Origin of the sequence: Microcoleus sp. T3_D1, assembly GCF_036700405.1 — a bacterium.
Taxonomy (GTDB): domain Bacteria; phylum Cyanobacteriota; class Cyanobacteriia; order Cyanobacteriales; family Microcoleaceae; genus Microcoleus.
Map to the genome: position 1 here is coordinate 46,048 of NZ_JAUBOV010000016.1, position 26,449 is coordinate 72,496.

Annotated in this window: 26 protein-coding genes; 11 read left to right on the forward strand and 15 right to left on the reverse strand. The window is 46.4% G+C overall.

Going from position 1 to position 26,449, the window contains the following annotated elements; all coding sequences use genetic code 11:
* Positions 1-294: 294 nt before the first annotated feature.
* From QT992_RS09830 to QT992_RS09840, 3 genes are all read right to left on the reverse strand, one after another.
* Entirely contained in the window at positions 295-1,089 is a 795-nt protein-coding gene (locus QT992_RS09830) for an HAD hydrolase-like protein (RefSeq protein ID WP_333335803.1), read from the reverse strand.
* Between the two features lie 350 nt (positions 1,090-1,439).
* Positions 1,440-2,174: a DUF928 domain-containing protein gene (locus QT992_RS09835; RefSeq protein ID WP_333318212.1), complete on the reverse strand. Its 735-nt coding sequence runs from the start codon at positions 2,172-2,174 to the stop codon at positions 1,440-1,442.
* Between the two features lie 141 nt (positions 2,175-2,315).
* Complete coding sequence (locus tag QT992_RS09840; RefSeq protein WP_333335799.1) at positions 2,316-3,056, reverse strand: DUF928 domain-containing protein; 741 nt, start codon at positions 3,054-3,056, stop codon at positions 2,316-2,318.
* A gap of 335 nt (positions 3,057-3,391) precedes the next feature.
* Between QT992_RS09840 and QT992_RS09845 the strand changes: the two genes are divergently transcribed.
* The 4 genes from QT992_RS09845 to malQ all read left to right on the forward strand — a co-directional run bounded on the left by QT992_RS09845 (position 3,392) and on the right by malQ (position 8,288).
* The gene (locus QT992_RS09845) at positions 3,392-5,185 is read left to right on the forward strand and encodes a CHASE2 domain-containing protein (RefSeq protein WP_333335796.1); all 1,794 of its coding nucleotides are present in this window, start codon (positions 3,392-3,394) and stop codon (positions 5,183-5,185) included.
* Between the two features lie 71 nt (positions 5,186-5,256).
* Positions 5,257-6,015 (forward strand): MinD/ParA family protein, encoded by a 759-nt coding sequence (locus QT992_RS09850; RefSeq protein WP_333318218.1) that lies wholly within the window; start codon positions 5,257-5,259, stop codon positions 6,013-6,015.
* A 175-nt stretch (positions 6,016-6,190) separates the two neighbouring features.
* Positions 6,191-6,316, forward strand: coding sequence for a photosystem II protein Y (locus QT992_RS09855; protein WP_333157538.1), 126 nt, complete (start codon positions 6,191-6,193; stop codon positions 6,314-6,316).
* A gap of 463 nt (positions 6,317-6,779) precedes the next feature.
* The gene (gene malQ / locus QT992_RS09860) at positions 6,780-8,288 is read left to right on the forward strand and encodes a 4-alpha-glucanotransferase (RefSeq protein WP_333318219.1); all 1,509 of its coding nucleotides are present in this window, start codon (positions 6,780-6,782) and stop codon (positions 8,286-8,288) included.
* A gap of 393 nt (positions 8,289-8,681) precedes the next feature.
* On the opposite strand, the gene QT992_RS09865 is transcribed toward malQ, so the two are convergent.
* The 3 genes from QT992_RS09865 to QT992_RS09875 form a co-directional block, all read right to left on the reverse strand.
* Positions 8,682-9,563: a RodZ domain-containing protein gene (locus QT992_RS09865; protein ID WP_333318221.1), complete on the reverse strand. Its 882-nt coding sequence runs from the start codon at positions 9,561-9,563 to the stop codon at positions 8,682-8,684.
* Complete coding sequence (locus QT992_RS09870) at positions 9,560-10,354, reverse strand: pseudouridine synthase (protein WP_333318277.1); 795 nt, start codon at positions 10,352-10,354, stop codon at positions 9,560-9,562. Before QT992_RS09870 ends, QT992_RS09865 begins: the two co-directional genes overlap by 4 nt.
* 185 nt (positions 10,355-10,539) lie before the next feature.
* Complete coding sequence (locus QT992_RS09875; protein WP_333318223.1) at positions 10,540-10,782, reverse strand: hypothetical protein; 243 nt, start codon at positions 10,780-10,782, stop codon at positions 10,540-10,542.
* 126 nt (positions 10,783-10,908) lie between these two features.
* On the opposite strand from QT992_RS09875, the gene QT992_RS09880 reads away from it, so the two are divergent.
* The gene (locus QT992_RS09880) at positions 10,909-11,760 is read left to right on the forward strand and encodes a DUF2993 domain-containing protein (RefSeq protein WP_333335792.1); all 852 of its coding nucleotides are present in this window, start codon (positions 10,909-10,911) and stop codon (positions 11,758-11,760) included.
* A gap of 349 nt (positions 11,761-12,109) precedes the next feature.
* Entirely contained in the window at positions 12,110-13,378 is a 1,269-nt protein-coding gene (locus tag QT992_RS09885) for a transposase (RefSeq protein WP_333335789.1), read from the forward strand.
* 30 nt (positions 13,379-13,408) lie between these two features.
* Here the strand turns inward: QT992_RS09885 and QT992_RS09890 are convergent, their stop codons facing one another.
* From QT992_RS09890 to QT992_RS09900, 3 genes are all read right to left on the reverse strand, one after another.
* The gene (locus QT992_RS09890) at positions 13,409-14,335 is read right to left on the reverse strand and encodes a phosphatidate cytidylyltransferase (RefSeq protein WP_333335786.1); all 927 of its coding nucleotides are present in this window, start codon (positions 14,333-14,335) and stop codon (positions 13,409-13,411) included.
* 689 nt (positions 14,336-15,024) lie between these two features.
* The gene (gene cbiT / locus QT992_RS09895) at positions 15,025-15,618 is read right to left on the reverse strand and encodes a precorrin-6Y C5,15-methyltransferase subunit CbiT (RefSeq protein WP_333335784.1); all 594 of its coding nucleotides are present in this window, start codon (positions 15,616-15,618) and stop codon (positions 15,025-15,027) included.
* Between the two features lie 102 nt (positions 15,619-15,720).
* Complete coding sequence (locus QT992_RS09900; RefSeq protein ID WP_333335781.1) at positions 15,721-17,367, reverse strand: aminotransferase class I/II-fold pyridoxal phosphate-dependent enzyme; 1,647 nt, start codon at positions 17,365-17,367, stop codon at positions 15,721-15,723.
* Positions 17,368-17,725: 358 nt separating this feature from the next.
* Here QT992_RS09900 and QT992_RS09905 point away from each other — a divergent pair, with 358 nt between their 5' ends.
* The 3 genes from QT992_RS09905 (at position 17,726) to QT992_RS09915 (ending at position 19,628) form a co-directional block, all read left to right on the forward strand.
* The gene (locus QT992_RS09905; RefSeq protein WP_333318236.1) at positions 17,726-17,974 is read left to right on the forward strand and encodes a gamma-aminobutyric acid A receptor, epsilon-like protein; all 249 of its coding nucleotides are present in this window, start codon (positions 17,726-17,728) and stop codon (positions 17,972-17,974) included.
* A gap of 167 nt (positions 17,975-18,141) precedes the next feature.
* Entirely contained in the window at positions 18,142-19,233 is a 1,092-nt protein-coding gene (ychF, locus tag QT992_RS09910) for a redox-regulated ATPase YchF (RefSeq protein WP_333318238.1), read from the forward strand.
* A gap of 23 nt (positions 19,234-19,256) precedes the next feature.
* Positions 19,257-19,628, forward strand: coding sequence for a phage holin family protein (locus QT992_RS09915; RefSeq protein ID WP_333318240.1), 372 nt, complete (start codon positions 19,257-19,259; stop codon positions 19,626-19,628).
* Between the two features lie 150 nt (positions 19,629-19,778).
* Here QT992_RS09915 and QT992_RS09920 read toward each other — a convergent pair whose 3' ends face one another.
* From QT992_RS09920 to QT992_RS09930, 3 genes are all read right to left on the reverse strand, one after another.
* Positions 19,779-20,225, reverse strand: coding sequence for an NUDIX hydrolase (locus tag QT992_RS09920; RefSeq protein WP_333318242.1), 447 nt, complete (start codon positions 20,223-20,225; stop codon positions 19,779-19,781).
* Between the two features lie 158 nt (positions 20,226-20,383).
* On the reverse strand, positions 20,384-20,836 hold the full coding sequence (locus tag QT992_RS09925; RefSeq protein WP_190659407.1) for a DUF3531 family protein: 453 nt from the start codon (positions 20,834-20,836) through the stop codon (positions 20,384-20,386).
* Between the two features lie 127 nt (positions 20,837-20,963).
* A complete protein-coding gene (locus tag QT992_RS09930; RefSeq protein ID WP_333318244.1) occupies positions 20,964-21,980 on the reverse strand; it encodes a Sll0314/Alr1548 family TPR repeat-containing protein in 1,017 nt (338 codons plus the stop codon).
* 426 nt (positions 21,981-22,406) lie between these two features.
* Between QT992_RS09930 and QT992_RS09935 the strand changes: the two genes are divergently transcribed.
* Positions 22,407-23,078, forward strand: a complete 672-nt coding sequence (locus QT992_RS09935; protein ID WP_333263828.1) for an energy-coupling factor ABC transporter ATP-binding protein — start codon at positions 22,407-22,409, stop codon at positions 23,076-23,078.
* 174 nt (positions 23,079-23,252) lie between these two features.
* Positions 23,253-23,996 (forward strand): 16S rRNA (guanine(527)-N(7))-methyltransferase RsmG, encoded by a 744-nt coding sequence (rsmG, locus tag QT992_RS09940; protein ID WP_333318246.1) that lies wholly within the window; start codon positions 23,253-23,255, stop codon positions 23,994-23,996.
* A gap of 66 nt (positions 23,997-24,062) precedes the next feature.
* Here the strand turns inward: rsmG and QT992_RS09945 are convergent, their stop codons facing one another.
* The 3 genes from QT992_RS09945 to QT992_RS09955 all read right to left on the reverse strand — a co-directional run.
* On the reverse strand, positions 24,063-24,818 hold the full coding sequence (locus QT992_RS09945; RefSeq protein WP_333318248.1) for a Fe-Mn family superoxide dismutase: 756 nt from the start codon (positions 24,816-24,818) through the stop codon (positions 24,063-24,065).
* Positions 24,819-25,032: 214 nt separating this feature from the next.
* The gene (locus QT992_RS09950; RefSeq protein ID WP_445305793.1) at positions 25,033-26,238 is read right to left on the reverse strand and encodes an aldo/keto reductase; all 1,206 of its coding nucleotides are present in this window, start codon (positions 26,236-26,238) and stop codon (positions 25,033-25,035) included.
* Between the two features lie 17 nt (positions 26,239-26,255).
* Positions 26,256-26,449: hypothetical protein (locus tag QT992_RS09955; RefSeq protein WP_333376929.1), on the reverse strand; the 194-nt coding region annotated here is incomplete at its 5' end.

The window sequence follows — 26,449 nt, forward strand, 5'->3', positions numbered from 1 at the left end:
AAACTAAAATACTTCGTACCCGCCCGCAGAAATAGTAAAAAAACCAGGTTTTTGAGGTCAAGAGTACCTGAAAAAAAAACCTTTTTTTTTTTGTCGAGATCCTTGCTTTTTTGAGGAATTTCTGTTATATTTATCTTATAATGGGATGGTTGCAAAAATATTATTTTTGCAACCATCCCATTATATTAATATACCATGTCTGCGCCGCAAAAGTCAACAAAAAAGATGTAAAATTTTGTGATTTTTTTTAACTCTGAAAAGCGAAAAAAATCACAACTGTCAACAAATCTAACATCAACAGTCGATCGGCAGCCAATCGGCAAAATCTCCGGCAAACTGGGACAGAGAAAGCAATTGAACTGGTGGATTTTGAGCCACAGATTCCCGTTCTGGCAAAGTATTGTAACCCCAATCAGCCAAAAATAACCTCACCTGAGATAAATCCGGCTGCTGCTTCACCGACAGCAAAGTTTTTAACCGATCTTCCACAAACCAAATAGTCGAATCTTTGCCAGACGCGGCCAAAAATTCCCGCAAAATTTGGTGTTTCGGCTTGTTGTATTCCTTACCAAAAATCAACTCCGGCGGCATTTGTACGCCTGCTAGCTGCAAAAGTTCCCGCACAAAACGGCCTTCCTTTGTAGTGACGATCGCGACTTTCACCGAACTCTCCTGCAACGAGTGCAAGCGCTCGGCAACCCCTGGATAAAAGCGGTGCAAAGACAGCCACCCAGCTAAATCCTCAGCAATCCAATTATCGCGCAATCCGTCTAACATAGCGCCGACAGACTGCGCTTTCAAATTATTTTCGGTCAACAAATACGGTACTATAGTGGGCCACTCTAGCAAAATTTGCTCTGGGGAAATTCCTGTCAGTAGTGCGCGGATCAGCAGCGGCATTTCCCAACCAGTTTCGATGGCGGGCCGCACTCGGTAAAAACTCACAGCTAAATCTGGATCGGGCACTGTTTCGACTGGTTTCCAGATTTGACAGTAGGTACGCCAAGCGGTTTGGAAATATTCGATTAGTCCGTCACAAATCACACCGTCAAAATCAAGAGCTAGAATTGTCGGAAAGTTATTAGCCATCAATCGATTTTAGATTTTAGATTTTAGATTTTGGATTGAAGAATTGGAGAATTGAAGAAAGCGAACTCACTGATGAATCCTGGGACTTGTTATGGGAGCATCTCAGTTTTGTAAAAAGCATTTTTTTTATTGTAGTGCGAGCGTCCCGCTCGCGTATTGTACAATACGCGAGCGGGGACGCTCGCACTGTAAATGCAAAACTGAGATGCTCCGCTTGTTATCGGATACTATTTTTTGGTTGTACCAGGATAAAGACGGGGGCTTGTACCCTGGCTGCTTTCGGTCACTGGATTGAAGCATTGAAGAATTGACTGTGCAAACACTCAGCAATGATTGGTGAAGAGTGCGTATTAAAAAGACTGAACTAGCGGTTGAGCGGCAATCGATTCTAGTCCTTGGGACTTCAACAATTGCGTCCACTCGGTCGTCAGCCGCGAATCATCGGGTGCGAGGCGCCGCATTTCGGCTAGAGTAGCAATAGTCTCGTACCAAATCCCATTTTTAGCATAAGCAATCACCTTAGCCATAGGGTCGGGATTTGCCAAATCGTTCTTGAGATTTGCCGGGGGTTCAATTCGCTGCATCCATCCTTTAACAATATAATCTCCAGAACGCTCCAGAGGAGCGCAGGCTAGTGCAAACGACCACACATATCGCTTACCAACCTCAATATTTTTTGTCTTGTCTTTCTGAGAAAGGCTAACTCCAACAATTCCGGCTTTGTCATTTTTTAAAGTAGTTTCGTAAACTACTTCGGATTCATCTGCGTTTAGCAAAATAAACTCTACTTGAGCTGCCGGTTGAGAAACATATACAAAAAATGTTGGCGACTCTGTTAGCGTTAAACCAATATTGCTTTCAGGTACTAAGGGAGTAATGAATAAGCCATCCCGTAACTTACAGCCTCGATGCGTCCCCCCTTGCCGGTTGTCGGGGGCTGTGACATCAGGAGGTTTGAAATTAACATTCTGACTCAGGAGAATGGGTGCAGGTACAGCCTGCATCGGTGTAAGCAAACTGGGGAGAGTAACGGCGATCGCCAATACAGTCATCACCAGTGAAGTAAAATGTATAAAACGTTTCATTTTTCCACCCACTTGTAAAAATATTTATAGAGCGCATTTCTAATGTTAACCCGGAGTTTTAGCTCCGGGCGCGATCGAGTAAATGGGTCAATTTTCACATCGCCATCGGCAGATCGACCAAACTTCAAGAAATAGCGAGATTTAAAGAGGCGCAACCAGTGGTTGAGCTGCAACAGATTCCAGTCCTTGGGACTGCAATAATTGCGTCCACTTGGCTGTCAGCTTCACATCCCCCGGTGTCTGGCGCCGCATTTGGGCTAAAGTAGCGAGAGTTTCGTACCAAATCCCATTTTGAGCATAAACGTTGAGCCTAGTCATGGGGTCGGGATTTGCCAAATCGCTCTTGAGAGTTGCCTGCGGTTCAATGCGCTGCACGAAGCCTTTAACAACTAAATCTGCCGATCGGTCTTCCGGGTCGCAAACCATCGAAAATGACCATACGTATCGCTTGCCAACTTCCAGGGATTTGTTGTTGTCCACTGTAGCAGGAATACTAACTCCAACAATCCCGGATTTGTCAAGTTTAAAGGTTTTTTCGTAGACTACTTTGTCTTCCTTTTCGTTGAGCAAAGTAAACTCTATTTCGGGCGCGGTGTTAGGAATATAGACAAAAATTGTGGGAGAATCTGTTAGGGTTAAACCGATATTAGTTGGAGGCACTAAAGGAGTAATAGATAAACCCGCTGGGCAAAGCTTGTTGCCACGATGTGTCCCTCCTTGTCTGTTGGCGGGGGCTGTTACGTCTGGAGGCTGGAAATCAAAATTTTGACTCAGCAGAAGCGGCTGGGATTGTGCGCGCATCGGTGCAAGTGAAGTGGGTACGGTAGCTGCGATCGCAGATACGGCGACAGCAAGTGTAGCCCGATGTAGAAAACGTTTCATTTTGTTGTACCTTTCAGTATAATTGCAAACACAGGCATTCGCTGATGGCGACAAATATTTTTGAGATGCTAGTCGAGGGCGCAGATACACAATTTAAACCTTTACATATCATCAATAACATTAATTAATTCGATCGGCAAGTGGATTCTCCGTCCGAAAAATCAGATTGCCTCGGTCGCAAGTATCATTGGATACAGTTGCTCGCCACGTACTGTAAATTTTTGTAACAAAGCGGTCGGATTTTCCGAGTGTTCTAAGATGGAGGAAGTCTCTAGCAGGGGGAAATGTGAAACAACTGCTGTTCCAGAAACGAGTCAAACTTTTATGCGGGGATAATGAGTAAAATATCTAACAAAATTCGATCGGCAGCGACTCAATTGAGTCAAAGGTATAAACCATCACTAGCATTGGCTAAGTCTGTATTAATTGCCAGCGCGGCAGTAACATTATCCTTGATGGGGGCCAGACAGCTAGGAATACTCGAATCAGTAGAATTAAGCGCTTACGACCAAATGGTGAGGTGGCGTCCCGATGAACAGCCAGACTCGCGTTTGCTAGTTGTGGGGATTACCGAAGCAGACATTCAGAAACTGAATCAGTGGCCAATATCCGATCGCACAATAGCTGAAATCTTACAAAAACTCGACAAAATGCAGCCGGCAGTCATCGGTTTAGATGTACTGCGAGACGTACCTTTAGGAGAGGGGCGCGAGGAATTAACCAAAGTTTTACAAAAAAGCGATCGAATTATCGGGGTATGTTTAGTCACCGACGGAAGCCCGGACAATCCCGGTTCTCCGCCTGCGCCGGGGCTGCCACAAAACCGGGTGGGATTTGCAGATTTCGGAGTCGATCCGGGTGGCATACTCCGCAGGGCTTTATTATTTATGAAACCGCCGAAAATTGAGGGCAACTCCTCGGCCCAAAAACATCTTTGCAATGACAATTCTCAAGTTTTAGCTTCCTTCAACATCCAGCTAGCACTCCGCTACCTGCAAGGGCAAAAAATCTATCCCAAACTGGCACCAGATCAATCTTTATGGCTGGGAAACACCCAATTAAAACAACTAGCAAGCAATGACGGAGGATACAAAAATGCCGATGTCAGGGGATATCAAATATTAATTAACTATCGTTCCCGGCAGCAAGTCGCAAACCAAGTCAGAATTACCGATGTTTTAGAAGGAAAAGTTGACCCAAATTTAGTTAAAGATAAAATAGTTCTCATCGGTTACACCACAGAAACCGTTAAAGATTTATTTTATACTCCTTACAGTGGGCGACAGCAAAGCAACCAATTCATGCCTGGTATCGTGGCACACGCACAAGTAGTCAGCCAAATTTTGAGTACAGTTTTAGACAACAGACCGATGTTTTGGTTTTGGCCGGAATGGGCAGAAATCTTGTGGATTTCGGCATGGTCAATTGTGGGAGGAACCTTGGCATCGCGGATGGCTCACCCAGCGAAGTTGACAGTGACATTCGGAGCGCTGCTGTCGGGGTGCTGCGCGCTCAGCTTTGGGATTTTTCTGTTGGGAGGGTGGGTGCCTGTGGCAGCGCCAGCCTTAGCATTAATCTTAACTGGCGGTAGCATAGTATCAGCAGAGAGATTTAATAAAGCCGGATACGGGAAAGCAATTAGCGATCGAGTAAAACAAGTCTTCAAAATCGAAATAGACCAAGCCAAAAAAGAACAGCAAGTGGCAGAAATCACAGAATCTGATTTCTTTAAAGAATTGCAGCAAAAGAAAGATAAACTGAGGATTAGCAAACAAGAAACCTCTGAAAAAACACCTTCCGAACCCCAAGAAATAACTGCAAGTACCCCAGAGCTTCCCAAGGCCGAAAGTCAGACAGACGACTACCTAGCTCAGTTGCAGGAAAAAGCCAAACAGCAGAAGCAGCGCGCCGCCGTGACTGAATCGGAAAGCGACTCTCAAACGGGTGTCCCGATCGATACCCGTGGTGGTGCTGCTAGTTCAGCCGAAACTAAACCTGATGACGAGTTCAGCGATTTGCAAGCCAAAGCCAAACAGATGCGGCAGCGCAGGGGCGCAGAAAAGAGGATAAAAGATGAAAAAAGTGATAGTTTAACTGACAAGGAGGATTTGGGGGCAAAGGAAGAATGACAGGCAACTCGACTGCATCGAGAATTGCATCATAATTAATTCTCGCCGTTTCTTACGCTCATACGCAGATCATGTCCAAAATCATCTCTGTCCACTCTTACCGGGGCGGAACTGGCAAATCGAACACGACAGCAAACCTGGCATCTATTATCGCTCGCGGCGGAAATCGGGTCGCCATTGTGGACACAGACATTCAATCACCGGGGATTCACGTGCTGTTCGGTTTCAGCGAGAGCAACATGGATCGCTGCCTGAACGATTACCTGTGGGGCCGCTGTCCGATCGCCGATACGGCCTACAATGTGAGTTCGCTACTGCCAAAATTAGCCAGTAACGGCACCCTCTACCTGATTCCTTCGAGCATTAAAGCAGGGGAGATAGCGCGAGTTTTGCGGGAAGGCTACGATGTGGGACTGCTTACCGACGGCTTTCAAGAACTGATCGAGGTTTTGAACTTAGACTACCTATTTATAGACACGCACCCGGGGCTCAACGAAGAAACCCTCCTCAGCATCACCATTTCCGACATCCTGCTGCTGATTCTGCGTCCGGATCAGCAAGATTTTCAGGGAACGGCTGTCACGGTAGATGTAGCCCGCAAATTAGAAGTTCCCAAGATTTTGATGACGATCAATAAAGCCCCTGAATCCCTAGATTTCGAGGATTTGAAGCAACAAGTAGAGAGTATTTACAACATCCCAGTGGCAGGGGTACTGCCCCACAGCGACCAGATGATGCTGCTCGCCAGCAAGGGAGTGTTTGCGCTGCACTTCCCTAACGACCCTCTAACTAAGGTTGTGGAAGGGATTGCCAAACAGATTGTGGGATAATTGGTGCAGCGAATGCCGATCGCCCGCCCAGGAGTTTCGCTTTCGCTCTCCATTCCTGCGGAGCGATGTCCTCCTGCGTAGCCCGAATATTTGGTTAAAGAGTCAAGAGAATCGCGACAAAATGAGATACAAATAGATTATGAGAATTTGTTAAAAAACTTTAGGAGGAGAACTCATGGAATTTGACTTCCGCATACTAATAGTATTGATGCCCGTATTGTTGGCGGGCGGCTGGGCTGCTTACAACATCGGCAGTATAGCTCTCAAACAAGTGCAGAAAATGTTGAACAAGCAAGCTTAAACTCAGCCTCTTTTCAGGTAATTCCGCAGCCGACTGTTTTTTGAGATACAAAACAGTCGGCTGATTTGTGCATGGGCTCTGCTTAAGTGATGGCTGATTTTTGGCGGGCAATTTACGACTGCAGACAGATAGGGCGAAAATAACAGAAAAGTTATATTGAAAGATTAGGTAGAAACCGGGTACGCTCAAGCAAAATACTTTGTTGCAGCAAACGAGCCTGGGTAAAAAAACCTAGCTGTGAAAGCAGGGCGATCGTGTAAGTTCGGATTTTGATTTTTTGAACTCTACTCAGGATTTATGAGTAGAGTTCCATAAAAATATTTGGTAAGCACGTTATCGCAGAAAATATGAGACAATCACAAAAGTATTTGCCCTAACAATCGCCCTAAAAACTACGAAGTTTAACTCGTAGGGAAGATAGGTCAAATTGTCAATGTTAAATTCCTATATCTTTAGATAGATTATGCTTTTTCCCCGATCGAGCGGCATGCTAGTCCACCCCACATCCTTTCCCAGTCGATTTGGCATTGGGGACTTGGGAATAGAAGCATATCGCTTTATTGACTTTTTAGTTGAGAGCGACCAGCAATACTGGCAGGTATTGCCGCTGGGCCCGACAGGATACGGAAATTCTCCTTATTCGTGCTATTCAGCAATGGCGGGAAATCCGCTGCTGATCAACCCAGAAATGCTGCGGGACGCTCAATGGCTCGCCGATGAAGACTTCGCTAATTTACCAGAATTTCCGCTCGATTATGTAGACTTCGAGCGGGCGATCGCCCTGAAAGTGCCTTTGCTAAAAAAAGCTTGCGAAAACTTCAAAGCCAAAGCATCCCCGCTCCAGCAAAAAGAATTCTCAGGTTTTTGCGAAAGCAAAGAGAATTGGCTGGAAGATTACGCCTTATTTATGGCACTAAAAGATCACTTTGGCGGTGTTAGCTGGAACAATTGGGAACCAGAAATTGCCCGTAGAGAGCCAGAGTCGCTAGAGAAGTGGCGCCAGCAGCTAAATGCTGAGATTTATTACTACAAATACGTCCAGTTTGAGTTTTTTCGCCAGTGGACCGAGTTGAAAGGCTATGCTAACATGCGGGACATTAAAATTATTGGCGATATTCCGATTTATGTAGCTCACGATAGCGCGGATGTATGGTCTAATCCAGAAATATTTTGCTTGGATGAAGCCACCGGAGAAGCAGCTTTAATGGCCGGAGTTCCCCCTGATTACTTCAGCAATACAGGTCAATTGTGGGGCAACCCCGTATACAATTGGGAGAAGTTGCAAGCAACTAATTTCGAGTGGTGGGTGCAGCGTTTTGAAGCGATTTTCGCTTATGTAGACGTGACTCGGATCGACCACTTTCGAGGATTTGAGGCTTACTGGGCGGTGAAGCGCGGGCAAGAAACTGCTATGTACGGAGAGTGGATTAAAGCGCCGGGAACAGCTTTGTTGGATCTAATTAATGAAAAGTTTGGCAACTTGCCAATTATCGCGGAGGATTTAGGGGTAATTACTCCAGAAGTGGAAGCTTTGCGAGATCGGTTCGAGTTTCCGGGAATGAAGATTTTGCAGTTTGCTTTTAACTCAGGCCCGGGCGAGCCTTTTTTGCCTTTCAATTACGATCGCAACTGCGTAGTTTACACCGGCACTCACGACAACGACACGACTGTCGGATGGTTCAATCAACTGCAACACTACGAAAGAGATGACGTTTATCGTTATTTGGGCTGCATCGATCCCCAAGGAATTCACTGGTCTTTAATCCGCATGGGTTGGATGTCTGTTGCTAATTTGGCAATTGTGCCGTTTCAAGACTTGTTGGGTTTGGCTACAGACGCGCGGATGAATTTTCCGGGGAAAGCAGAGGGAAATTGGGGCTGGCGGTATCGACCTGAAGCTTTGAATTGGGAAGTGCGCGATCGGCTCAAAACTATGACTTACATCTCCGGGCGCGCTCCTAATAAACATTGATTGTCGGTAAGGGGTAGTTGGTAGTCGGTAATTGCTAATTGTTAATGGGTAATATCAAATCTGTTAGCATCGGAATTATTCCTATCTCTATTCTCTTCATCGGCGTGAATCTGCGTCAATCCCTTGTCCGGGGCGGTTCAGAAATTCTATTTTTTTCACCGCAGATGAGGGCAGATGCAACACAAATTAACGCAGATGAGTTAGAGCTATTCCGGTTGCACCCTCCCTGATTCTTGATTGGTGACTGGATGGATTTGACTATTCCGAGGCAACCGGATTTGATCTAATGGGTAATTGGTAATTGGTAATGAGTGAATCAAGACGGACATTCTAATTAAACTCTGTGGACTGCCCCCTATTACCTATTACCCATTAACCATTACCAATTAACACTCAACCTTCATTCTTGGGCGGTGCTGAAGGATTGAGTTCGTTGGCTTTAAACACAACTTCTTTGGCGACTCCAGGGGCTCCGAGTGGTTCGGCTTGTCCGTTATTAACAGCAACCATTACCCCGCCGGCGTTACCTGCTACCACTACTAATTGCTTTTGAGCCCCCCAAGTGCGAACAGTCCCGGTCGGCAAAGTTCCCTCAAACTCTGTTTTACCATCGACTTCAACCTGCATCCACGATTCTGCTTTAAAAGTGACGTTAACCATCACTGGTTTATTGCCAGATTTATTTGAATTTTGACCGGTTCTTACTGCTTCGACAGCCTCGTAACTATCGGGTTTCTGATTTTGTGAGGCTCTCGATGCCTCAGCAGCGGCGCGAGCTTGTTCTTGCTGACCAAGCGCTAGTTCTTCGGCTCCCGCACCGTTTTTTGCGGTAATAGAACCGCTCATCAACTGAGATAAGACATTGACCGAACAGATAATTAGAAATGTGTAAAAGAGGTAGAGGTGCATCGGCCGCAACTGAGGCCCATCTTGCCAGGATAGCTTGGTTCTCGATCGGGGCGGCGGTTCGATCGGGAAAAATTCGGCAAACTGATTTGGGTCCAAACCCATTGCTTCAGCGTAGCGCTTGATCAAACCCTGAGTGTAGACGGGTTCGGGAAGTTGGTCGAGTTGACCGTCCTCGATTGCTTGTAGCAGATTCCGCCGAATCATTGTTACCACGGCTACTTTGTCCAAACAAATCGACTGCTGTTCGCGGTACTGACGGAGTTGAGTTCCAATTTCCGCTAGCTTCTTCTGAGCTGTTTCTGGCTCTTGGGAGTGCAGTTTCTGCTTAGTTGTTTTGAAGAATAAAAACAATAAATTCTTTGTCATATGCTGTGCTCCGGGGAATTTACTGGCACGCTTATTGATGTTAGGTTGACTAGATTCCATAAATAAATAATTTCCGCATCTTCTAGGGGTCGGCAGCAGCCTGGTGGCAATATTGGCGCACCGGGCCGCTGCAATTGAATCGGGCCAATGGCTGTGCGGTGCAGGCGCACCACGGGATATCCCAACAGCTCGGCTGTTCGCCGAATCTGTCGGTTTCTGCCTTCTGATAGAATTACTTCTAACAGAGTTTGGTCTTGCGCGCGATCGATAACTTTAACTTTCGCGGGCAAAGTTTTTCGGCCGGACAAGATGATGCCCTGACGCCACGTTTGTAGTATGGGTTCCGGGGGATCGCCGCTCACCCAAACCTGATAAGTTTTGGCGATCGAGTGACGCGGATGGGTCAAACAAAATGTCAGCTTACCATCATTGGTGAGCAAGAGGGCGCCGGTGGAATCTGCATCTAAGCGTCCTACGGGGTGGATGCCTTGACCGGATCGCAGTTGTGGTGGCAGCAAGTCAAGAACTTTCGATCGGGCCCTTGGATCGCTGCAAGTAGAAACTACGCCTGCAGGTTTGTTGAGCAACAGATAGACCTGTGCGGGTCGATCCGTTGGTTTCACCGGGACTCCATCGACTTGGATGAGATCGCGATCGGGATTCGCTTTTTCTCCTAACCGAACAATATTGCCATTAACTCGGACTCGTCCAGCTACAATCATCTGTTCTGCAAGACGACGAGAGGCAATGCCCCACTGGGCGAGGATTTTTTGCAGCCTTTCATCAGACATGACGGGAGTGTGGAAATCCCCAACGAACCAGCGGTGGGGAGGAAACACGACACGGTTAATTGATTAACCGTACTAGCAATGCTCAATTCCTGATTGGGAATAAATTATAATGCTGACCAATTATTACAGGACGGCCAGCCTGGCACAGATTGTCCTTGTGCCCGGTGCAGATTGTCCTGATGGCATTACCCTGAATGCTGTGCAAAAACTACGAAAAGACTCGCGGCAGGCACAGGTTTGCACCGTTGGTTTGCGGCTGGTGTGAGAGGTGTGGGTCTGACCCGACCATAAACCAACACTACCATAAATCCCGTACTGCTGGTTAAATTTATACGCTCGATCGCGAATTTTTCATCGGGATCGCACAACTCGTGAACTACCCAAAGAGCCCAAGGCGACAAAGCTGAGAATTTTTCTGCTTCTGGCATGGCTGATGCCAGATTTCTGCTTGATTTTGGAGTTAATCGGACTTGTGTTCATCAACCCGGTTTCTCAGGAAAATCAGAGGTTGACGGCGATATATCTGTGCAGAAACCGGGTTTTTGAGATTGGATGTGCAAGCTCTAGTTAAATTTCTGTGCTTGAATATTAAGGTTTATATTCTGAAATTGTTTATGACTGTCGATCGAAACTCTCTTCAATTTGACAATAGAGATGGCGCTGCTGGCTCTGGTGGGACTGTTAATCTCGGCCTTGAGCCGGGGAGACCGTCGCCGAGTCAAGGCAGCCGGATCGCGAGCGCGGTGCTGTCTCCGGCGGTGCAGTTGTGGCTGCGATCGCAAGTTCAGCAGGTGGACGAGTTGAAGGTGAAAATTGAGGGGAGCGATCGACAAATCTTCAGCGGTGCGATCCCCAAAGTCACGGCTGCCGCGATCGGTGCTGTGTATAAAGGACTACACCTAACAGAAGTTGCCATAGAGGGCTGCGGCATTCGCATCAACCTCGGTCAAGCTCTCAAAGGCCAACCCCTGCGCCTCCTGGAATCCGTTCCCGTGGCAGGCGTTTTGAGGCTCAGCCAAGCGGATTTGAATGCGTCGCTGAAAGCGCCTTTGCTGGCTGATGCTTTGAGCGAATTTTTGCGGACGATGCTGCCACTAACAGATAGGGAAAAGTCGCTGAAGTTGCAAAATTCGCAGATTGCAATTGAGGCGGGTTTGTTGACGCTTTCGGCTGCAATTTTGCGCGCTGGCGGTAGGCAAATTCCTTTTGTATTGCGGACTGGTTTGCGGATAGCCAGCGGTCGCGAATTGATGTTTGAATCACCCGAAATCGAAATGGATGGAGAATTAAAGAGCACTGATTTCAATGGTTTTAAAATTGATTTTGGCCCGGAAGTTGAGATAGAAGAGTTGATTTTGAGTCCGGGGGAGATTGTTTGTCGGGGAGGAATTAGAGTTTTGCCTTAGTTAGTTGACTGTTGACTGTTGGCTGTTGACTGTTTGCTGTTGACTTTAACCTGGTTCCTCGGTAGAGCCTGGGAATACATACCCCATGCCCTGTTTGGCCTGTTTGCCCAATTCCCAATTCCCAATTCCCAATTCCCAATTCCCAATTCCCAATTCCCAATTCCCAATTACCGATTACCGATTAACTGTTTGAGGGGGTTTGGGGGAGCTATAAGTCCCACGCCATAATCTCCGATTTGGCGTTGGGATACATGGACTCACCCAAGCAAATTTTATCCGGTCAATCAGGCGTAAAATCTGCAATAGGTGAAGGTCTATAGACGGTCTGTTCCGTGTTAGAATTATCTTCATGACACTGATTATGAACTACTGCTACCGAATTTATCCCGACGCCAGCCAAGAGCAGACCATGCTGCATTGGCTGGAAATTTCTCGCAAGGTCTATAATTACGCTTTGCGAGAAATCAAAGATTGGGTGAATTCGCGTAAGTGTAGTTGGGATTATTGTTCGCTGGAACGAGAATATATCCTTCCAGCCGACAAGACATTTCCCACCTATTACGCACAACAGAACGCACTCCCCAAGGCGAAGAAAGAGTTCCCATTGTTGGGAGAAGCCCCTTCTCAAGTTCTGCAAACTACTATTCGTAGATTGCATGATGCTTGGAATTATTTTCAGTCGCGGGGGTTTGGCTTTCCTCGCTTCAAGAAGTTTGGACAAATCAAGTCCATGCTGTTTCCTCAATTCAAAACCAATCCTATTACGGGATGGCAGATAAGCTTGCCCAAACTTGGGAAGATGCCTATCAACTTGCATCGACCTATCCCAGAGGGGTTTGTGGTTAAGCAAGCACGGATATTGAGGAAAGCTGATAGGTGGTTCGTTGTAGTAACAATTGAGTCTGATGTGTCGATACCTGACGCTCAACCGCAGGTCGATGCGCTGGGTATCGACTTGGGATTGTCCAAGTTTTTGACAACCTCGGATAAAGAGTTTATTGCTAGACCCCGATTCCTGGCATCCTTGTACCGCAAGCTGGAATTGCTGCAACGTAAGTATGCCAGAACGAAAAAGGGTTCTAAGAACCGTGAGAAAGCTCGAATTAAGGTTGCCAGATTCCACAACCACATCGCGAGTGTTCGGAAAGATTGGCAATTCAAGCTGGCTAATCATCTGTGTACCAAAGAAGGTATTGGGATGGTGTTTGTTGAGGACTTGAACTTGAAAGCAATGTCGAGAGGGATGTTGAGAAAACATACCCTTGATGCCGCTTTTGGTCAGTTTCTCAACCTGCTGGAGTGGGTAGCAAAGAAACATCAAGTCTACTTCCTGCGGGTCGATCCAAATGGAACGTCTCAAACCTGTCCCAAGTGCGGAACGCATACGGGTAAAAAAGAACTTTCTGAACGAGTGCATCGATGTAGTGAGTGTGGATACGAAGCAGATAGAGATCATGCAGCATCAGAAGTCATTAGGTTGCGTGGTCTAGAACTTAGTACGCTGGGGCTCAGCGGAATAGAAAATGCCTATGCAGTCGGTCTGCCGGGGATTGATGAAAGTCAGTCGGCGTCAGAGGCGAAATCCCGCAAGGGAAAAACTAGGAAAGCCAAATCGTGAGGTTTGGAAGCCTACACTGTAATTTTTGATTCAGTGTAGGAGGAGGTCACTTAAAAAAGAGTCGATCGCGGGCAACAGTAAAGTGACAAAATAGTAGACTAACGGTGCGGTAAAAACATAACTGTCGGTGCGATCGAGAATGCCGCCGTGACCGGGGATCAACTGTCCCGAATCCTTAACGCCGGCGTCTCGCTTCATCATCGACTCAGTTAAATCTCCCAACAGGCTAGCAACCCCAATCAACAGACCAAAAGCAGCCCCAGTATACGGCCACCCCGGCCAGTGTAAATACCCAGACCCAGCGACGGCCACGGCGATGCTGCCGCAAACTCCAAATACGGCACCTTCAACGGTTTTTTTGGGGCTGATGTGGGATAGGCTAGTGCGCCCGAAGAATTTGCCGACAAAATAAGCCCCAATGTCAGCGGCCCAGATGCAGAAGAAAGCCAGCAGCAGCGAAGTCAATCCTAAAGATATGTGGCTGGAAGTTGTCCAAGACGGCGGCGAGGAAATGTTAACGGGCAAATTGCTTGCTACTGCTTGCGAAAGTTGGGTTGTAGCAAGATTGCCTGGGTCGAGGCCGACTCGCAGCCGTACCCAATAGCTGGGCAAATAACCGCCGTAGAACAATCCTAAAACTGAGGAGGCAATATCGGCGATCGTCGATAATTTAGGTTGGAATAACAGGTAGAAACAAATTAAAGTTCCCGCTAGGGGGAACATGGCGTCTACGAGTTGCGGTGCTAGGGCAGCAGTAATTAACAGGCCTTGACTGACTGCTAAGGTAGTTTTGGCAGCGGGTGCAATGCCTTTAGCCCTGGCTAATTGAAAATATTCCAATTGACCTAGGTAGACGATGATCCCGAAGCCGACGGTGAAGTACCATCCGCCCATAATAATCATTCCCAAAGCAAGGGCGATCGCAACTATTCCACTCAGGATACGAGACCAAGGCATAAAATGAATTTCTCTTGCAGACGGCGGTGGATCATTCGATTTGGGGTTTTGGATTGGGAATTTTGGATTTGGGATTTTTCAAGAGCACGAGTTTCTCCCTTGCACAGCTAACCCCCATTCCCAATCGGCAATCCAAAATCTCAACTCAGGCGGTCAATCCAGCTATGGTCGCCCTTATTCTAAGTTTGACATCCACCCCGACCGTCGCGGACGGGGATTCCCAAACCTCACGATTTGAATTTCTGCTTCAAAGCAACTGCCTCCACCCTAAAAGAGATTTGGTCTTATGTTCGCTCCACAGACTAACCCCGCAAGCCCTGCGGTTTTTACGTGTCGAATACCAAACGGAATTCTTCTTCGTTTTTGATTCTAGGGATGTTTACCATTGCCCTATCCTCTTTTCCCGGTCTACCGATTTTGCTTCGCCGCCAGCACCTCGGGCTGAACTTCGCTCGTATAGGCTGTTTGATCCATCGTCTCGGGTGGGTCGTTGACCAATTATATTGTAATATAAAGCCGTCCTAAAAGGACGAGGTTTCTACCCAATTTTCTGATGAAGGTTAAAGGTTAATTGAACTTAAAAAAGAGTAAGAATTACATTTAGTCTTTAGTCATACGTCATACAGCCTCCGGATCCACATCATCATCTTTGATTTGGTGTGCGAGTAGGTCATTTTAATGACTGATGACTAATCCAGCTTTTCGCCGCTGAGAATAAATATGGGATTGACGGCGGCAAAGGTTTGACTCAGGCCGCGAGTCTCCAAGCGGTTGACGGCGGACTGGACTACTTCGATGTTGCGGACTTGCAACTCGGCGAAACCTTCGGAAAGGGCGTAAAGATTCTCTAAATTCGATGCTGTGGCGACAACTCTACCGTGGGGTTGCAAGTACCGCCACACTTCTTGGAGAATCGCTTTAATGGGGCGACCTCCTTCGATGCAGACTCGGTGGGGGGGTTGGGGCAGCTTTTCCAGGCATTCCGGGGCACTGCCTTCTATGACTTCTACGTTGTTGAGCTCGAATCGATCGCAATTTCTGCGAATCAAGCTTGCTACTTCTTCGTCCCTTTCGACGGCGATAATCCGACCTTTGGGACACAGCAAACCTGTTTCTACGGCGATCGTACCAGTACCTGCACCGATGTCCCACACGACTGAATCTGCTTGCAGCCGCAGGTGGGAGATTAACAGCAGTCGGACTTCTCGCTTACTCATGGGAATTCCCGGTAAACGTTCAAATAAGTCATCCGGGATGCCAGGAGTGACGTAGGGCCAAAGCATAGTTATATTTTTGATTTTTGATTTTTGAGTGAAGCAAGACGGCAGTTGGAACTCGTGGAAGAATTAGTAGAAATTCTGCCAATTTCCCCCAAGCCTTAATATTTACTGTCGCACAACCTTGAGAGTTTGGAGGTTTCTATCGCTACAACCTGTGATTTTTCCGCCGGCGGCCAGGATTTGTTGCAGGTAGTCAACGGCTGCTGGGGTAATGATTTCACCGGGCATCAGGACTGGTATTCCTGGGGGATAGGGACAGATGAGTTCGGCGCACAGGCGATCGACTGCTTTGTCTGCGGGTACTGTTTCGGCTGGAAAAAAGAAAGCCTCACGGGGGGACAGTGGGGGAGGGGAAAATGGGGGGGGGGAGAGAATCTCGTCTTCTTTCTTCGTTATTGTTTCTAACTGAGATATTACAGCATTTTCAATAACAGGCAAGATGCCTGTTCCACTTTCAATAACAGGCAAGATGCCTGTTCCACTTTTAATAACAGGCAAGATGCCTGTTCCACAAAGAGTCAACTTTTTTGTGGGGAGTAGGGGTTGGGCATCTTGCCCGCCCATAAAAGACTTATTGACAATTGTGTCAGATGTGACTTCTAAAAGAGTACAAGCTTTAACTAAATTGTCAATATCTGATTCAGTATTTCCCAAGCTGATAATAAATGTTAGATGTTGGGGCATGGGAAGTTCTGCCGTGACACCGAGTTCCGAGTGCAGAATTTCATCGGCGGCAAATCCTGTAATTCCTAAATCTGATACTTTTACTGTTAGCCTGGTTCGGTCTAATGCTGCAAAACCCGGTGTATTTAACGGTTCTAAAACTGATAAGCCGGGAATTAGACTGATGCGCGATCGCGCTTTTTCGGCTAGCAGTAAAGTTTTGGTCATTAACTGTTCGCCGTGGAGTGCCATTTGTTGGCGGGCTGCGTCTAGGGATGCTAATAGTATGTAACTCGGACTGGTAGATTGTACTAACTGCAATGCTCTATTTAATTTTTGGATATCTATGCGAGATCCCTTGACGTGCAGCATCGATGCTTGTGTCATTGCACCCAGGGTTTTGTGGATTGATTGTACTGTTAAATCGGCCCCTGCTGATAGTGCTGGTTCGGGCAAGTTTGGATGAAAGTTAAAGTGCGCGCCGTGGGCTTCGTCTACTAATAACGGTATGTTGTATTGATGGGTAATTTGGGCGATCGCCCGCAAATCCCCGCAGACGCCGTGATAGGTTGGGTAAACTATCATTACTGCTTTCGCGTCGGGATGTTGTTCTAGGGCTGCTGCTGTGGCTTCTGGGGTGATGCTGTTGGCAATATCCCAATCGGGGTTGTACTCTGGATTGACAAAAATTGGAATTGCACCCGATAAAATTAAACCTGAAATTGCCGATGAGTGGATATTTCGAGGTAGGATAATTTTATCTCCAGGGCCGCAAGTCGCTAAAATGGCGGCGATTATTCCGCAAGTCGAACCGTTAGCCAAAAACCGAGTTGATTGGGCTCCAAATGCTGCGGCGGCTAAGTCTTGAGCTTCAGCAATTGCACCTTCTGGGTTAAAGAGATTGTCTAACTCCGGCAATTCGGGCAAATCCGATCGAAATACTGCCGCACCGAATAAGTCAATTAGGGGTTGAGATATTCCTTGTCCGCGTTTATGTCCGGGGGCATAAAATGGGGCGTGCGGCTGATTTGTGCGATCGCGCAAGGCATCTAATAGAGGCGTTTTTGTTTGAGAGTTTGCTGGTGACACGATTAATCTTGATTGCTGTATTTAATATCTAAGTAGATCGGTATGAAAAAACAATAATATCTTAGAGGGACGGGCCCGGCCAGTACCTTTACTCTCAGGCAGTTTCTTGCTGTACTCACGCGCCCTCCCCATCTAATGTTTATTTGTAACCACCTACTTAGTTTAATGCTAAAGGCATAAATTTATGCGGAAGTAACAGTTAATTATAGCTATTTAGATAGATGTGATCGCTGGAATCTTGAGTTTAAAATGATGATATAAAACAATACCACAACTCGGTTAATTTTGTAGAAAAATATAGCTAGAAGTGGCGACCAAATGTTTTGGGAACATCTCTATTAGCGAGCAAAAAAATAACATGATTTTTCCCAACCCTACTCCGTTTCCCGGCCCCCAGATTCCCAGTACCGAACCGGGGTTCCCGACTATACCCGCATCGCCACCAGTGCCGGGCCCCGTACCCGAACCGATTCCCGGCTTCGTACCCGAACCGGTACCTGCGCCAATTCCCCAGCCAATTCCCGAACCGGTGCCGGAAACTGTACCCTCTCCAATTCCTCAGACAGTGCCGGAGCCTATTCCTCAGACTATCCCTGAACCTGTTTAAATTATGTAGGACTTACGCACATATTCCCGGTTTTTGCGAAAAATCTGGGGTTTGGCTAGGAGATATTGGCACAGAAACTGGGTTTCTCACGCCGCGTCCGTAAGTCCTGTCCGATATATTGCTGATACTTATGATATTTTGATACAGTGATATGTTTCTAAATAGCTATGCTTACTGCCGGAATTGTCGGACTGCCTAATGTTGGCAAATCTACTTTGTTTAATGCTCTGGTTGCTAATGCCAAGGCGACTGCTGCTAATTTTCCTTTCTGTACGATCGAGCCAAATACGGGTATCGTGGCAGTGCCAGACGAACGGTTGAAGGTGCTGAGCAATATTTCCAATTCCGCGCAAACTGTGCCGACGCGGATGGAGTTTGTGGATATTGCGGGTTTGGTGAAGGGGGCGAGTCAGGGAGAAGGACTGGGAAATCAGTTTTTGTCTCACATTCGGGCTGTAGATGCGATCGTCCACGTTGTCCGCTGTTTTGACAATGACGATATTATTCACGTTGCGGGTTCTGTCGATCCCCAGCGAGATATTGACATTATCAATCTCGAATTAATTTTAGCAGACTTAGCTCAAATTGAACGCAGGCTCGATCGCACTCGCAAGCTAGCCCGCAACAATAAGGAAGCTCAGGCAGAAGTGGATGTGCTCGAAAAATTGGTCGCAGTTTTGAATGCGGGGAAACCGGCGCGGCAGTACAATTTCACAGATGAAGAAGCTCAATTAGTTAAAGGTTTGGAATTACTGACCAACAAACCAATTATCTATGCTGCTAACGTATCTGATGACGATTTAGCAACAGGAAATAGCTATGTCGAACAAGTGCGGGAAGTAGCAGAAGCAGAAAATGCTAAGGTTGTCATTGTTTCGGCGCAAGTTGAGTCAGAATTGGTGGAGTTATCTGAGGAAGAACGAACGGATTTCCTAGAATCTCTGGGGGTAAAAGAAGGTGGCTTGAAATCTCTGATTCGAGCTACTTACGAATTATTGGGTTTGCGGACTTATTTTACTAGCGGCCCGAAGGAAACTCGCGCTTGGACGATTATCGCGGGAATGTTAGCACCGCAAGCTGCAGGGGTGATTCACTCGGATTTTGAACGGGGTTTCATCCGGGCCGAAACTGTAGCTTATGAAGATTTGGTTGCTACGGGCGCGATGAATGCGGCTAAGGAAAAAGGCTTAGTTCGCAGTGAAGGAAAAGAGTATGTTGTACAAGAGGGGGATGTGCTGTTGTTCCGATTTAATGTTTAGCTTTTTTTCGAGGAGATTGCCAAATGAAGCTCGACATCTTTTCGGTGGCAATTGCTTGGCTGGTTAATTCTGTGAGCTTTTTTATTATTTCCAAGTTGCCCATCGGGGTAGATATTGACAGTTTTGGAAAAGCGATGATTTCGGCTGCGGTTTTTGGATTGCTGAATGCTTTGGTGCGGCCTATTTTTGTGGGAAATGTTGAACCATTTGCGTTGCCAACTTATAGCTTGTTTGCGATTGTTATCAACGCTGCTATGTTTGGATTGGCGGCTTGGCTAGTCGAAGGATTTCGCTTGCGCTGGGGAATTTGGAGTGCAATGCTTGGGGCGATCGCCCTCGGTTTTATTAACTCTCTTCTCTATGACGTGTTGGATAAGCTGCCAAATGTACGGTAGATCAAGGTAACGCGCGGGCGGAAGGAAGGGGCGGGTTTATTCATCCTGTTAGTTATCGCCAATATTTCAGGTGAAACCCGCCCCGACGGCAAATATTTTATGTGTAATTCTCCCATATCAGGTATTTGTTTTTTGGTATGGGTTGAATTATTAGCCTTCACAGTAGTCGATAAATTTGTCTGGAACTAGGCGCAATTCGCCCGATCGAAAGCGATCGATCGGTATCCAAAATGCAGTATGTTCCCCATCTCCGTCTGCAAAATCCAGACTCTCCAATTCATAAAATTTGGAATCAACAAAATCGCACTGGTATAGTTGTATTAATTCGTGTCCGGCTTGGCCATTATAAACAAAGAAGTTTTCTAAACAAGCCAAATATTTGATATTTGTTAACTCGGCTTCAATTTCTTCTTGAAACTCTCTTTGCAAAGCGTCGATGCTGTGCTCTCCAAATTCTACGCCGCCGCCCAAAGCGCGGTAAAATGTGTCTTGTTTGACCGGATCTTCGCATTCTGACACGAAGATGCGATCGCCCGATCGAATTAATCCTAAAACAATTACGCGAATTTTACCTTGCATAATATAGCCATCAGTCATCAGTCATTAGTCATTACGCATCAAAACCAAAGAAACCGGGTTTTTTGCCCTTCAAGCGTTGTAACAAAGTATTCAAGGAAAAAAACCCGGTTTCTGATTACCCGTGCGTCCAGGACTATATTATCCGTGTATCCGTGTCATCCGTGTCGTGCCCACGTTTAATTATCGGCGGCAAAACCCTCTCTGCTCCTCCTATTTTCAATTGGCCAGTCTATATTTTCCCCGCCGATAATTAGTTTTTCAATCGTTACGAATTCTTTGCTGAGTTGCTGGAAAACATTAATCAAAACATCGAGGCCAATTGCATCGCTAGTACCCAAATCAAACCAGCAGCGAGCCCAAGAACCTTGATACTCCATTTCTCCCATATTGTGCATCAAAGCCATCATGCTTTGGTCGGCTAGATTAACATCGTAATTCATATCACTGATGTCTAAGCCTTCATCTTGAACTTGCAAATTTTCCGCATTAAATCCTCCCAGTTTTCCCAAGAAAAACCAAGAGTCAAACACTTCTTCAACATACTGTTTTTCACCGTTTGAAGGCACGTTGCTGAACTTCAGCCAAATCCAGAGGTCAAAGGGGTTAAACTCGCGAAACTCTACTTGCATCAATTTTATCAAAGAAAGGGAATGGAATTGCAGGAATTGGATTGCAGGAGAGAGGAAAATTGGGAGAGAGGGAGACAGGGAAAATTTCCTCCTGACTCCTGACTTCTGACTTTCCCTCTGACTCTTTTTAAAGTGGTGGTAAGGCCGCCGGCCCCCAGACTCCATCTGCATCTCTAATTTTATCGCGCATCGGGTCGCAGTCGCGAGATTTGCTGTCGAGACGGTTGCGGGTTCTGCACTGCTGAAAGAAGATTTCGGCTACTAAACTGCGCGGCAGTTGGTCGGGTTTTGCTAAGGCGGCGTCGAAGTTTTTTCGGGCTTCCTCAAGTAAGGTTTTGTTGCTGTCTTTTCCCTGGGATTGGGAGAACAAAATTTGTGCTTTTAGATAGAGAACTTCTGGATTGTTGGGCGTTTCTGCTAGGGATTTGTTGGCAAACTCTAAAGCGCGATCGTACTTTTTCAAGTCTCGATAGCCTACTGCCATGCCGCGATAAGCTAAGTAGCGGGGAGAGGCTTTTTGTTCGAGTCTTTGAATTGCTTCGTTGGGGTTGGAAAAGGGCAGGTTTGTGGCTAGCATTAAGTCCATGTAGCCTTTGATCAGGTTTAGTTCTGGGTCGTTGGGCGCTATTTTGTCGGCGGCCTCTAGGTATTGAAATACTACTCGCAATTTACTCAAAGCTTGGGGCGCGCCTTTGGCTGTTCCTTCTTTGGCTATAATGTTCGCCCCTTCTAGAAAGTGACCTGCTGCTGTGTAAATATTGCCGCGCAATGGATTAGTTTTAGTCAAGTTTTCGCCGACTTCGCGGGTTTTTTGCGCGTAGGAATTCATCGAGTTGAAGTCTTTTTCGATGTAGGATAGGGAGGCTGCCATTGCATAGGCTAGCGGCTCGTTTGGTTCGGCTGATAGTGCTTGTTGAACTTGAGTTTTTGCTTGTTTGTAGTTTCCTTGCTGAAACATTGTTTTGAAAGCGGTTTCGGTGTTGGGCCCGATCGCCTGCGGGTTGCTGCTGCGAAAGGGATCGCCCGCTACTGCTGAGTTAATGCAGATGCTGAGGACGATCGCTCCTGCACTGGCGATCGCCCGCACTGTCTGTTTAGAACTTAACATTTGCTTGCCCACCGATGCTAAAGGGGTTTTCGTCATCGTCAATTCTCTCAATGTAATATACTGTAAACTAGAAACAAGAGAGTTAAATTTTCAGACTTTCGGGCCGCGGTCAAAAAAAGAGTTAAATTTGCTTGATTTTTTGTGGTTGTTGATGTATATTTTAATAATGGGAGTGTGACTTGTAATATAACGATGCACAGATTTCCATTATTAAAATCTACCATGAAAAAACAGAAAAATCAAACGCCACTCCTGAAAAAAAAGAAAATTTTTGTTAAGATTTATGTAAAATAATTGTGTGCGATCGACCCCAGCCAAAAACCGCCTTAACTATCAATAGCACAACCCGAAGTTCCCCGCTCCCACAATAACTATTTTTCTGATTGTTAACTGTTAACTGTTAACTGTTAACTGTTAACTGTTAACTGCCAACTGCCAACTGCCAACTAACAACTGCCGTTAATGCTTTATCTAAAAAACTTAGTATATCATCCTACCGCCTGTCCGAATCCTATTCTGAAAAATATTAACTTAGAACTGCCCTCGCAGCAAATGGGGCTGATTGTGGGTCGCAGCGGTTCAGGCAAAAGTACGCTATTAGAAATATTAGCAGGTTTAGCCGAAAAAACTAGCGGCGACATCCGTTGGCGGGAACAAGAATTAACACCGGAACACTTGCAACAGTTAGGAGGGTTAGTGTTTCAGTTTCCAGAAAGGCATTTTTGCGGTGGCACAATTTTAGAAGAATTGCGGTTGGGGCATCCTGAATTGGGACAAGAACAAATTAACTCAGCAATGGCAGAAGTGGGACTCGGACATTTGCCGCTGCGCGCTTCCCCCCACGCTTTGAGCGGGGGCCAACAGCGCAGGGTTGCCCTGGCAGTGCAGCTAATTCGGCAGCCGCATTTGCTACTTTTGGACGAACCGACGGCGGGTTTGGATTGGTCGATGCGTCGGCAGTTGGTAAGCTTGTTGAGTAAGTTGAAAAGTCACTGGACTTTGTTGATTGTTACTCACGATGCTAGCGATTTGTTGAGCGTTGCTGACCGATTTTGGACTCTAAACCACGGGGATTTGCAAGAGGTCGATCGGGCTAAGTTAGAAGCTAAGGAAACGAGTTTTGTTAGTCATTAGTCATTAGTGATTAGTCATTAGTCATTAGTCATTAGTCATTAGTGAGTAGTCATTAGTTATTAGTGATTAGTCAGTAGTCAGTAGTCATTAGTTAGTGCGGGCGGGTCAATCGCATTATGAAGCATTTTTAAGTGCAGAGAATTTGCAGAGCTTACAAAAGAGTGGGAAGAGAAGATGAATCAGATTACAATGCCTGTGTTGCCCCAGATGAACGAGTTGTGGCAAAAAACGCTGAATTGGCAGCCGGATGAGTCGCAGCAACAACAATTTCAGCGGCTTTACGAGTTAATTGTCGAGGGCAATCGCTCCTTGAATTTAACTCGAATTACTGAGCCGATGGAGTTTTGGGAAAAACATTTGTGGGATTCTCTGCGGGGAATTGCGAAACTGCTGCCAGCTAATCACAATTCGGCGGAAAATCCCGAATTTGCCGCGGAGTCGGTACAGAAAGCGATCGATATCGGGACTGGTGGGGGTTTTCCGGGTCTGCCGATCGCGATCGCCCTGCCACAACTATCAGTTACTTTGCTCGATTCTACCCGCAAAAAAATTAATTTTTTGGAAACAGTTGTGCCGTCTTTAGGGATAGAAAATGCTGCAACTTTGTTGGGTCGATCCGATGAAATGGCCAGAGCGCCACAACACAAACAAGCTTATGATTTAGCCGTTCTCCGAGCAGTGGGAGCCGCTCCTCTCTGCGCTAAATGCGCGCTGCCTCTGCTAAAAAATGGCGGTTTGGCTGTACTTTACCGTGGGAATTGGACGGTGGAGGAAGAAACGGAGTTGCAAAGGGCGATCGAGCATTTGGGCGGCACAGTTGAGTCAGTCGAAGCATTTACAACGCCGACGAGTCAGGGGGCACGGCACTGCGTTTACTTGCGGAAAGTTGTACAGCAGTTCGAGCGACCCGTGCGCTAGTAGGGACACGGCACTGCCGTGTCCTGTATTTCATCGGCCGTGTCCTGTATTTCATCTAATTGAAAACTACCCGATCGCCTTTTCGTAGCGCTTGTTAATTTCTGCCCAATTAACAACATTCCACCAAGCTTTTAAGTAGTCGGCGCGCAAATTTTGGTATTTGAGATAATAAGCGTGTTCCCAAACATCGTTACCCATAATTGGATAGTTGCCCTCCATGAAAGGAGTGTCTTGATTGGCAGTAGTTGTAATCTCAAGTTTGCCAGCTTTATTGCGGACTAGCCACACCCAACCGCTGCCAAAACGCTTGGCGCCGGCCTCGTTAAATTTTGTTTTAAAATCGTCAACACTGCCGAAAGTTTGCTGGATTGCTGTTGCAATTGCCCCTGTCGGTTCGCCGCCACCTTTGGGACTCATGATTTCCCAAAACATACTGTGATTTAGGTGTCCGCCGCCATTGTTACGCACGGTTGTGCGAATATCTTGCGGCACTTTACTCAAATCTCGCAGCATATTTTCCGCAGTGATATTTTTGAGTTGCGGGTATTTACTGACAGCATCGTTGAGGTTTTTAACGTAGGCGGCATGGTGTTTGTCGTGGTGAAATTGCATTGTCCGCGCATCGATGTGCGGTTCTAAAGCATTGTATTCGTAGGGCAGAGGTGGCAGTGTAAAAGGCCCCGGAGTTTGGGCTATTTTTGGGCTTTCTGCAATTGGACTTGCTTGAGATACATTATTTCCTGACGCTTGGCAAGCACCTGCGGTAATGGCTCCGACGGTTGCAGTTACCAAATACAAGAAATCTCGGCGTTTGAGAGTCATAAAAAGTACCTAAGTGAATTATTAACTGTTTTATCTCAGATTAAAGCAAAATGGGAGTGAGTTGAGAAAAAAAGTTCTATCGCCCGAATGGATGAGACGGATGGGCGATGGTTGTGAGAGTTTCTCAAGTCTACGCTAATTGTATGCGCGTAACTAACTCACGTGCTCCGGTTCACCAACCCGGTTTCTGTCTCGAAACCGGGTTTTTTTGCGATTATTCTTGGGACAAACGCTGGATGGCTTCGCCTCCAAAAAGCCGATCGGCTGCTTGCAGAATACCGGGAATTTTAGCAGCGTGGGGACTGTGGGCTAGACAGCGGCGCAAGTCTAATTCATCGAGGCGATGGCGTTCCGCCCCGCAAGCTACGGCTTTTTGGCCGGGGAACCAGTGGCCCGCATTACCTAAAAGGTTGTAGCGCATCTTGCAATAGTCGATCGTATCGTAAGCCTGCGCCAAATTCCACAGCCACAGAATCACATAAATATTAATACCTCCGGGAGTATTTTCGATAGTTGGTAAACCGACGTGCCAAGTCTTAAACCAATCTTCTCCTAATTTATCAATGGCTGCTTTTTCTAATTTTTCTAATATCGGAGGCAAAATTTCATCGGCTCTATCTAACAATTCTACAGCTTTCAGATGCTCGTTAAAATCTTCAGGTTTGGCGGCCCCTAAACTTAAAGTGTGTACTTGCGGATAGGACAAACAAAACAAATCATTAAACACCATCGGACTCAACGGATAGCACAAGTCTACCAATTTTGGCGGCGGGCTGTAAAGTTGACCGCCTTTGTCGGAAGGACTGATAATAAAAACGCCCATATCGTGACGTTTAGCAGCTTCTATAGCGGGCCAATTAATTTGATTGATGTAGTACCAGTGCAAGTTAAGATAATCAAATTGATTAGTTTCAATTGTTTTGACAATCACATCCGTAGGGCCGTGAGTTGAGAAACCAATAAACTTAACCTTGCCTTCTGCTTGCAACTTTCTCGCCACATCCATACAGCCGCCCGGACGGATAGAATCCTCTAGCAATTCCCATGTATTAATGCCATGTAGCGACAGTAAATCGACGTATTCCAGTTGCAAATAAGCTAAGGATTTTTCAAAGTCTTCGCGGAACTCTTGGGAGTTCGGTTTAGGACTCACTTTCGTTTGCACTATCAACTTTTCGCGGGGAAAATTAGGAAAAATCCATCCCAATTGCATTTCGGAACTGCCGTAACCGCGAGCAGTTTCTATGTGATTGATGCCGCATTCAACCGAGTAGCGAATCGTCGCTTCTAGATTTTGTTGATTGTCTGGGGGGATTTCCTTGGCTGGCACGTCTTGCCATTTGTACTGATATCTCATGCCACCGCAGGAAAAGACGGGCATGGATAATTCTGTGCGACCGAATCTGCGATATTTCATCATCATAATTAAAGTCAAAGCTATAGCAGAAGGAAGAAGGAAGAAGGAAGAAGGGTTTCACTGATTAATAACTTCTTAATAGTGTTGGCGGTTGCTATAGGGTAAGAAACCTTATTTTTGGTATTTTTGCGGGTTGTAACTCCCATATTCCCGCCTTCTCCTGAACAGGCAAGATGCCTGTTCCACAAAGAGTTTTTGCACCATTCTCCTGAAC

Coding starts and splice junctions, on each gene's coding strand:
- cbiT (WP_333335784.1), bottom strand. CDS start 15,618: ATGCTTTGGCCCTACGTCACTCCTGGCATCCCGGATGACTTATTTGAA.
- QT992_RS09855 (WP_333157538.1), top strand. CDS start 6,191: ATGGAATTTGACTTCCGCATACTAATAGTATTGATGCCCGTATTGTTG.
- QT992_RS09930 (WP_333318244.1), bottom strand. CDS start 21,980: ATGACGAAAACCCCTTTAGCATCGGTGGGCAAGCAAATGTTAAGTTCT.
- QT992_RS09865 (WP_333318221.1), bottom strand. CDS start 9,563: ATGACAAAGAATTTATTGTTTTTATTCTTCAAAACAACTAAGCAGAAA.
- QT992_RS09920 (WP_333318242.1), bottom strand. CDS start 20,225: ATGACTGATGGCTATATTATGCAAGGTAAAATTCGCGTAATTGTTTTA.
- ychF (WP_333318238.1), top strand. CDS start 18,142: ATGCTTACTGCCGGAATTGTCGGACTGCCTAATGTTGGCAAATCTACT.
- QT992_RS09950 (WP_445305793.1), bottom strand. CDS start 26,238: ATGATGAAATATCGCAGATTCGGTCGCACAGAATTATCCATGCCCGTC.
- QT992_RS09885 (WP_333335789.1), top strand. CDS start 12,110: ATGACACTGATTATGAACTACTGCTACCGAATTTATCCCGACGCCAGC.
- rsmG (WP_333318246.1), top strand. CDS start 23,253: ATGAATCAGATTACAATGCCTGTGTTGCCCCAGATGAACGAGTTGTGG.
- QT992_RS09870 (WP_333318277.1), bottom strand. CDS start 10,354: ATGTCTGATGAAAGGCTGCAAAAAATCCTCGCCCAGTGGGGCATTGCC.
- QT992_RS09840 (WP_333335799.1), bottom strand. CDS start 3,056: ATGAAACGTTTTCTACATCGGGCTACACTTGCTGTCGCCGTATCTGCG.
- malQ (WP_333318219.1), top strand. CDS start 6,780: ATGCTTTTTCCCCGATCGAGCGGCATGCTAGTCCACCCCACATCCTTT.
- QT992_RS09835 (WP_333318212.1), bottom strand. CDS start 2,174: ATGAAACGTTTTATACATTTTACTTCACTGGTGATGACTGTATTGGCG.
- QT992_RS09925 (WP_190659407.1), bottom strand. CDS start 20,836: ATGCAAGTAGAGTTTCGCGAGTTTAACCCCTTTGACCTCTGGATTTGG.
- QT992_RS09890 (WP_333335786.1), bottom strand. CDS start 14,335: ATGCCTTGGTCTCGTATCCTGAGTGGAATAGTTGCGATCGCCCTTGCT.
- QT992_RS09845 (WP_333335796.1), top strand. CDS start 3,392: ATGAGTAAAATATCTAACAAAATTCGATCGGCAGCGACTCAATTGAGT.
- QT992_RS09945 (WP_333318248.1), bottom strand. CDS start 24,818: ATGACTCTCAAACGCCGAGATTTCTTGTATTTGGTAACTGCAACCGTC.
- QT992_RS09875 (WP_333318223.1), bottom strand. CDS start 10,782: ATGCCAGAAGCAGAAAAATTCTCAGCTTTGTCGCCTTGGGCTCTTTGG.
- QT992_RS09935 (WP_333263828.1), top strand. CDS start 22,407: ATGCTTTATCTAAAAAACTTAGTATATCATCCTACCGCCTGTCCGAAT.
- QT992_RS09830 (WP_333335803.1), bottom strand. CDS start 1,089: ATGGCTAATAACTTTCCGACAATTCTAGCTCTTGATTTTGACGGTGTG.
- QT992_RS09905 (WP_333318236.1), top strand. CDS start 17,726: ATGATTTTTCCCAACCCTACTCCGTTTCCCGGCCCCCAGATTCCCAGT.
- QT992_RS09915 (WP_333318240.1), top strand. CDS start 19,257: ATGAAGCTCGACATCTTTTCGGTGGCAATTGCTTGGCTGGTTAATTCT.
- QT992_RS09850 (WP_333318218.1), top strand. CDS start 5,257: ATGTCCAAAATCATCTCTGTCCACTCTTACCGGGGCGGAACTGGCAAA.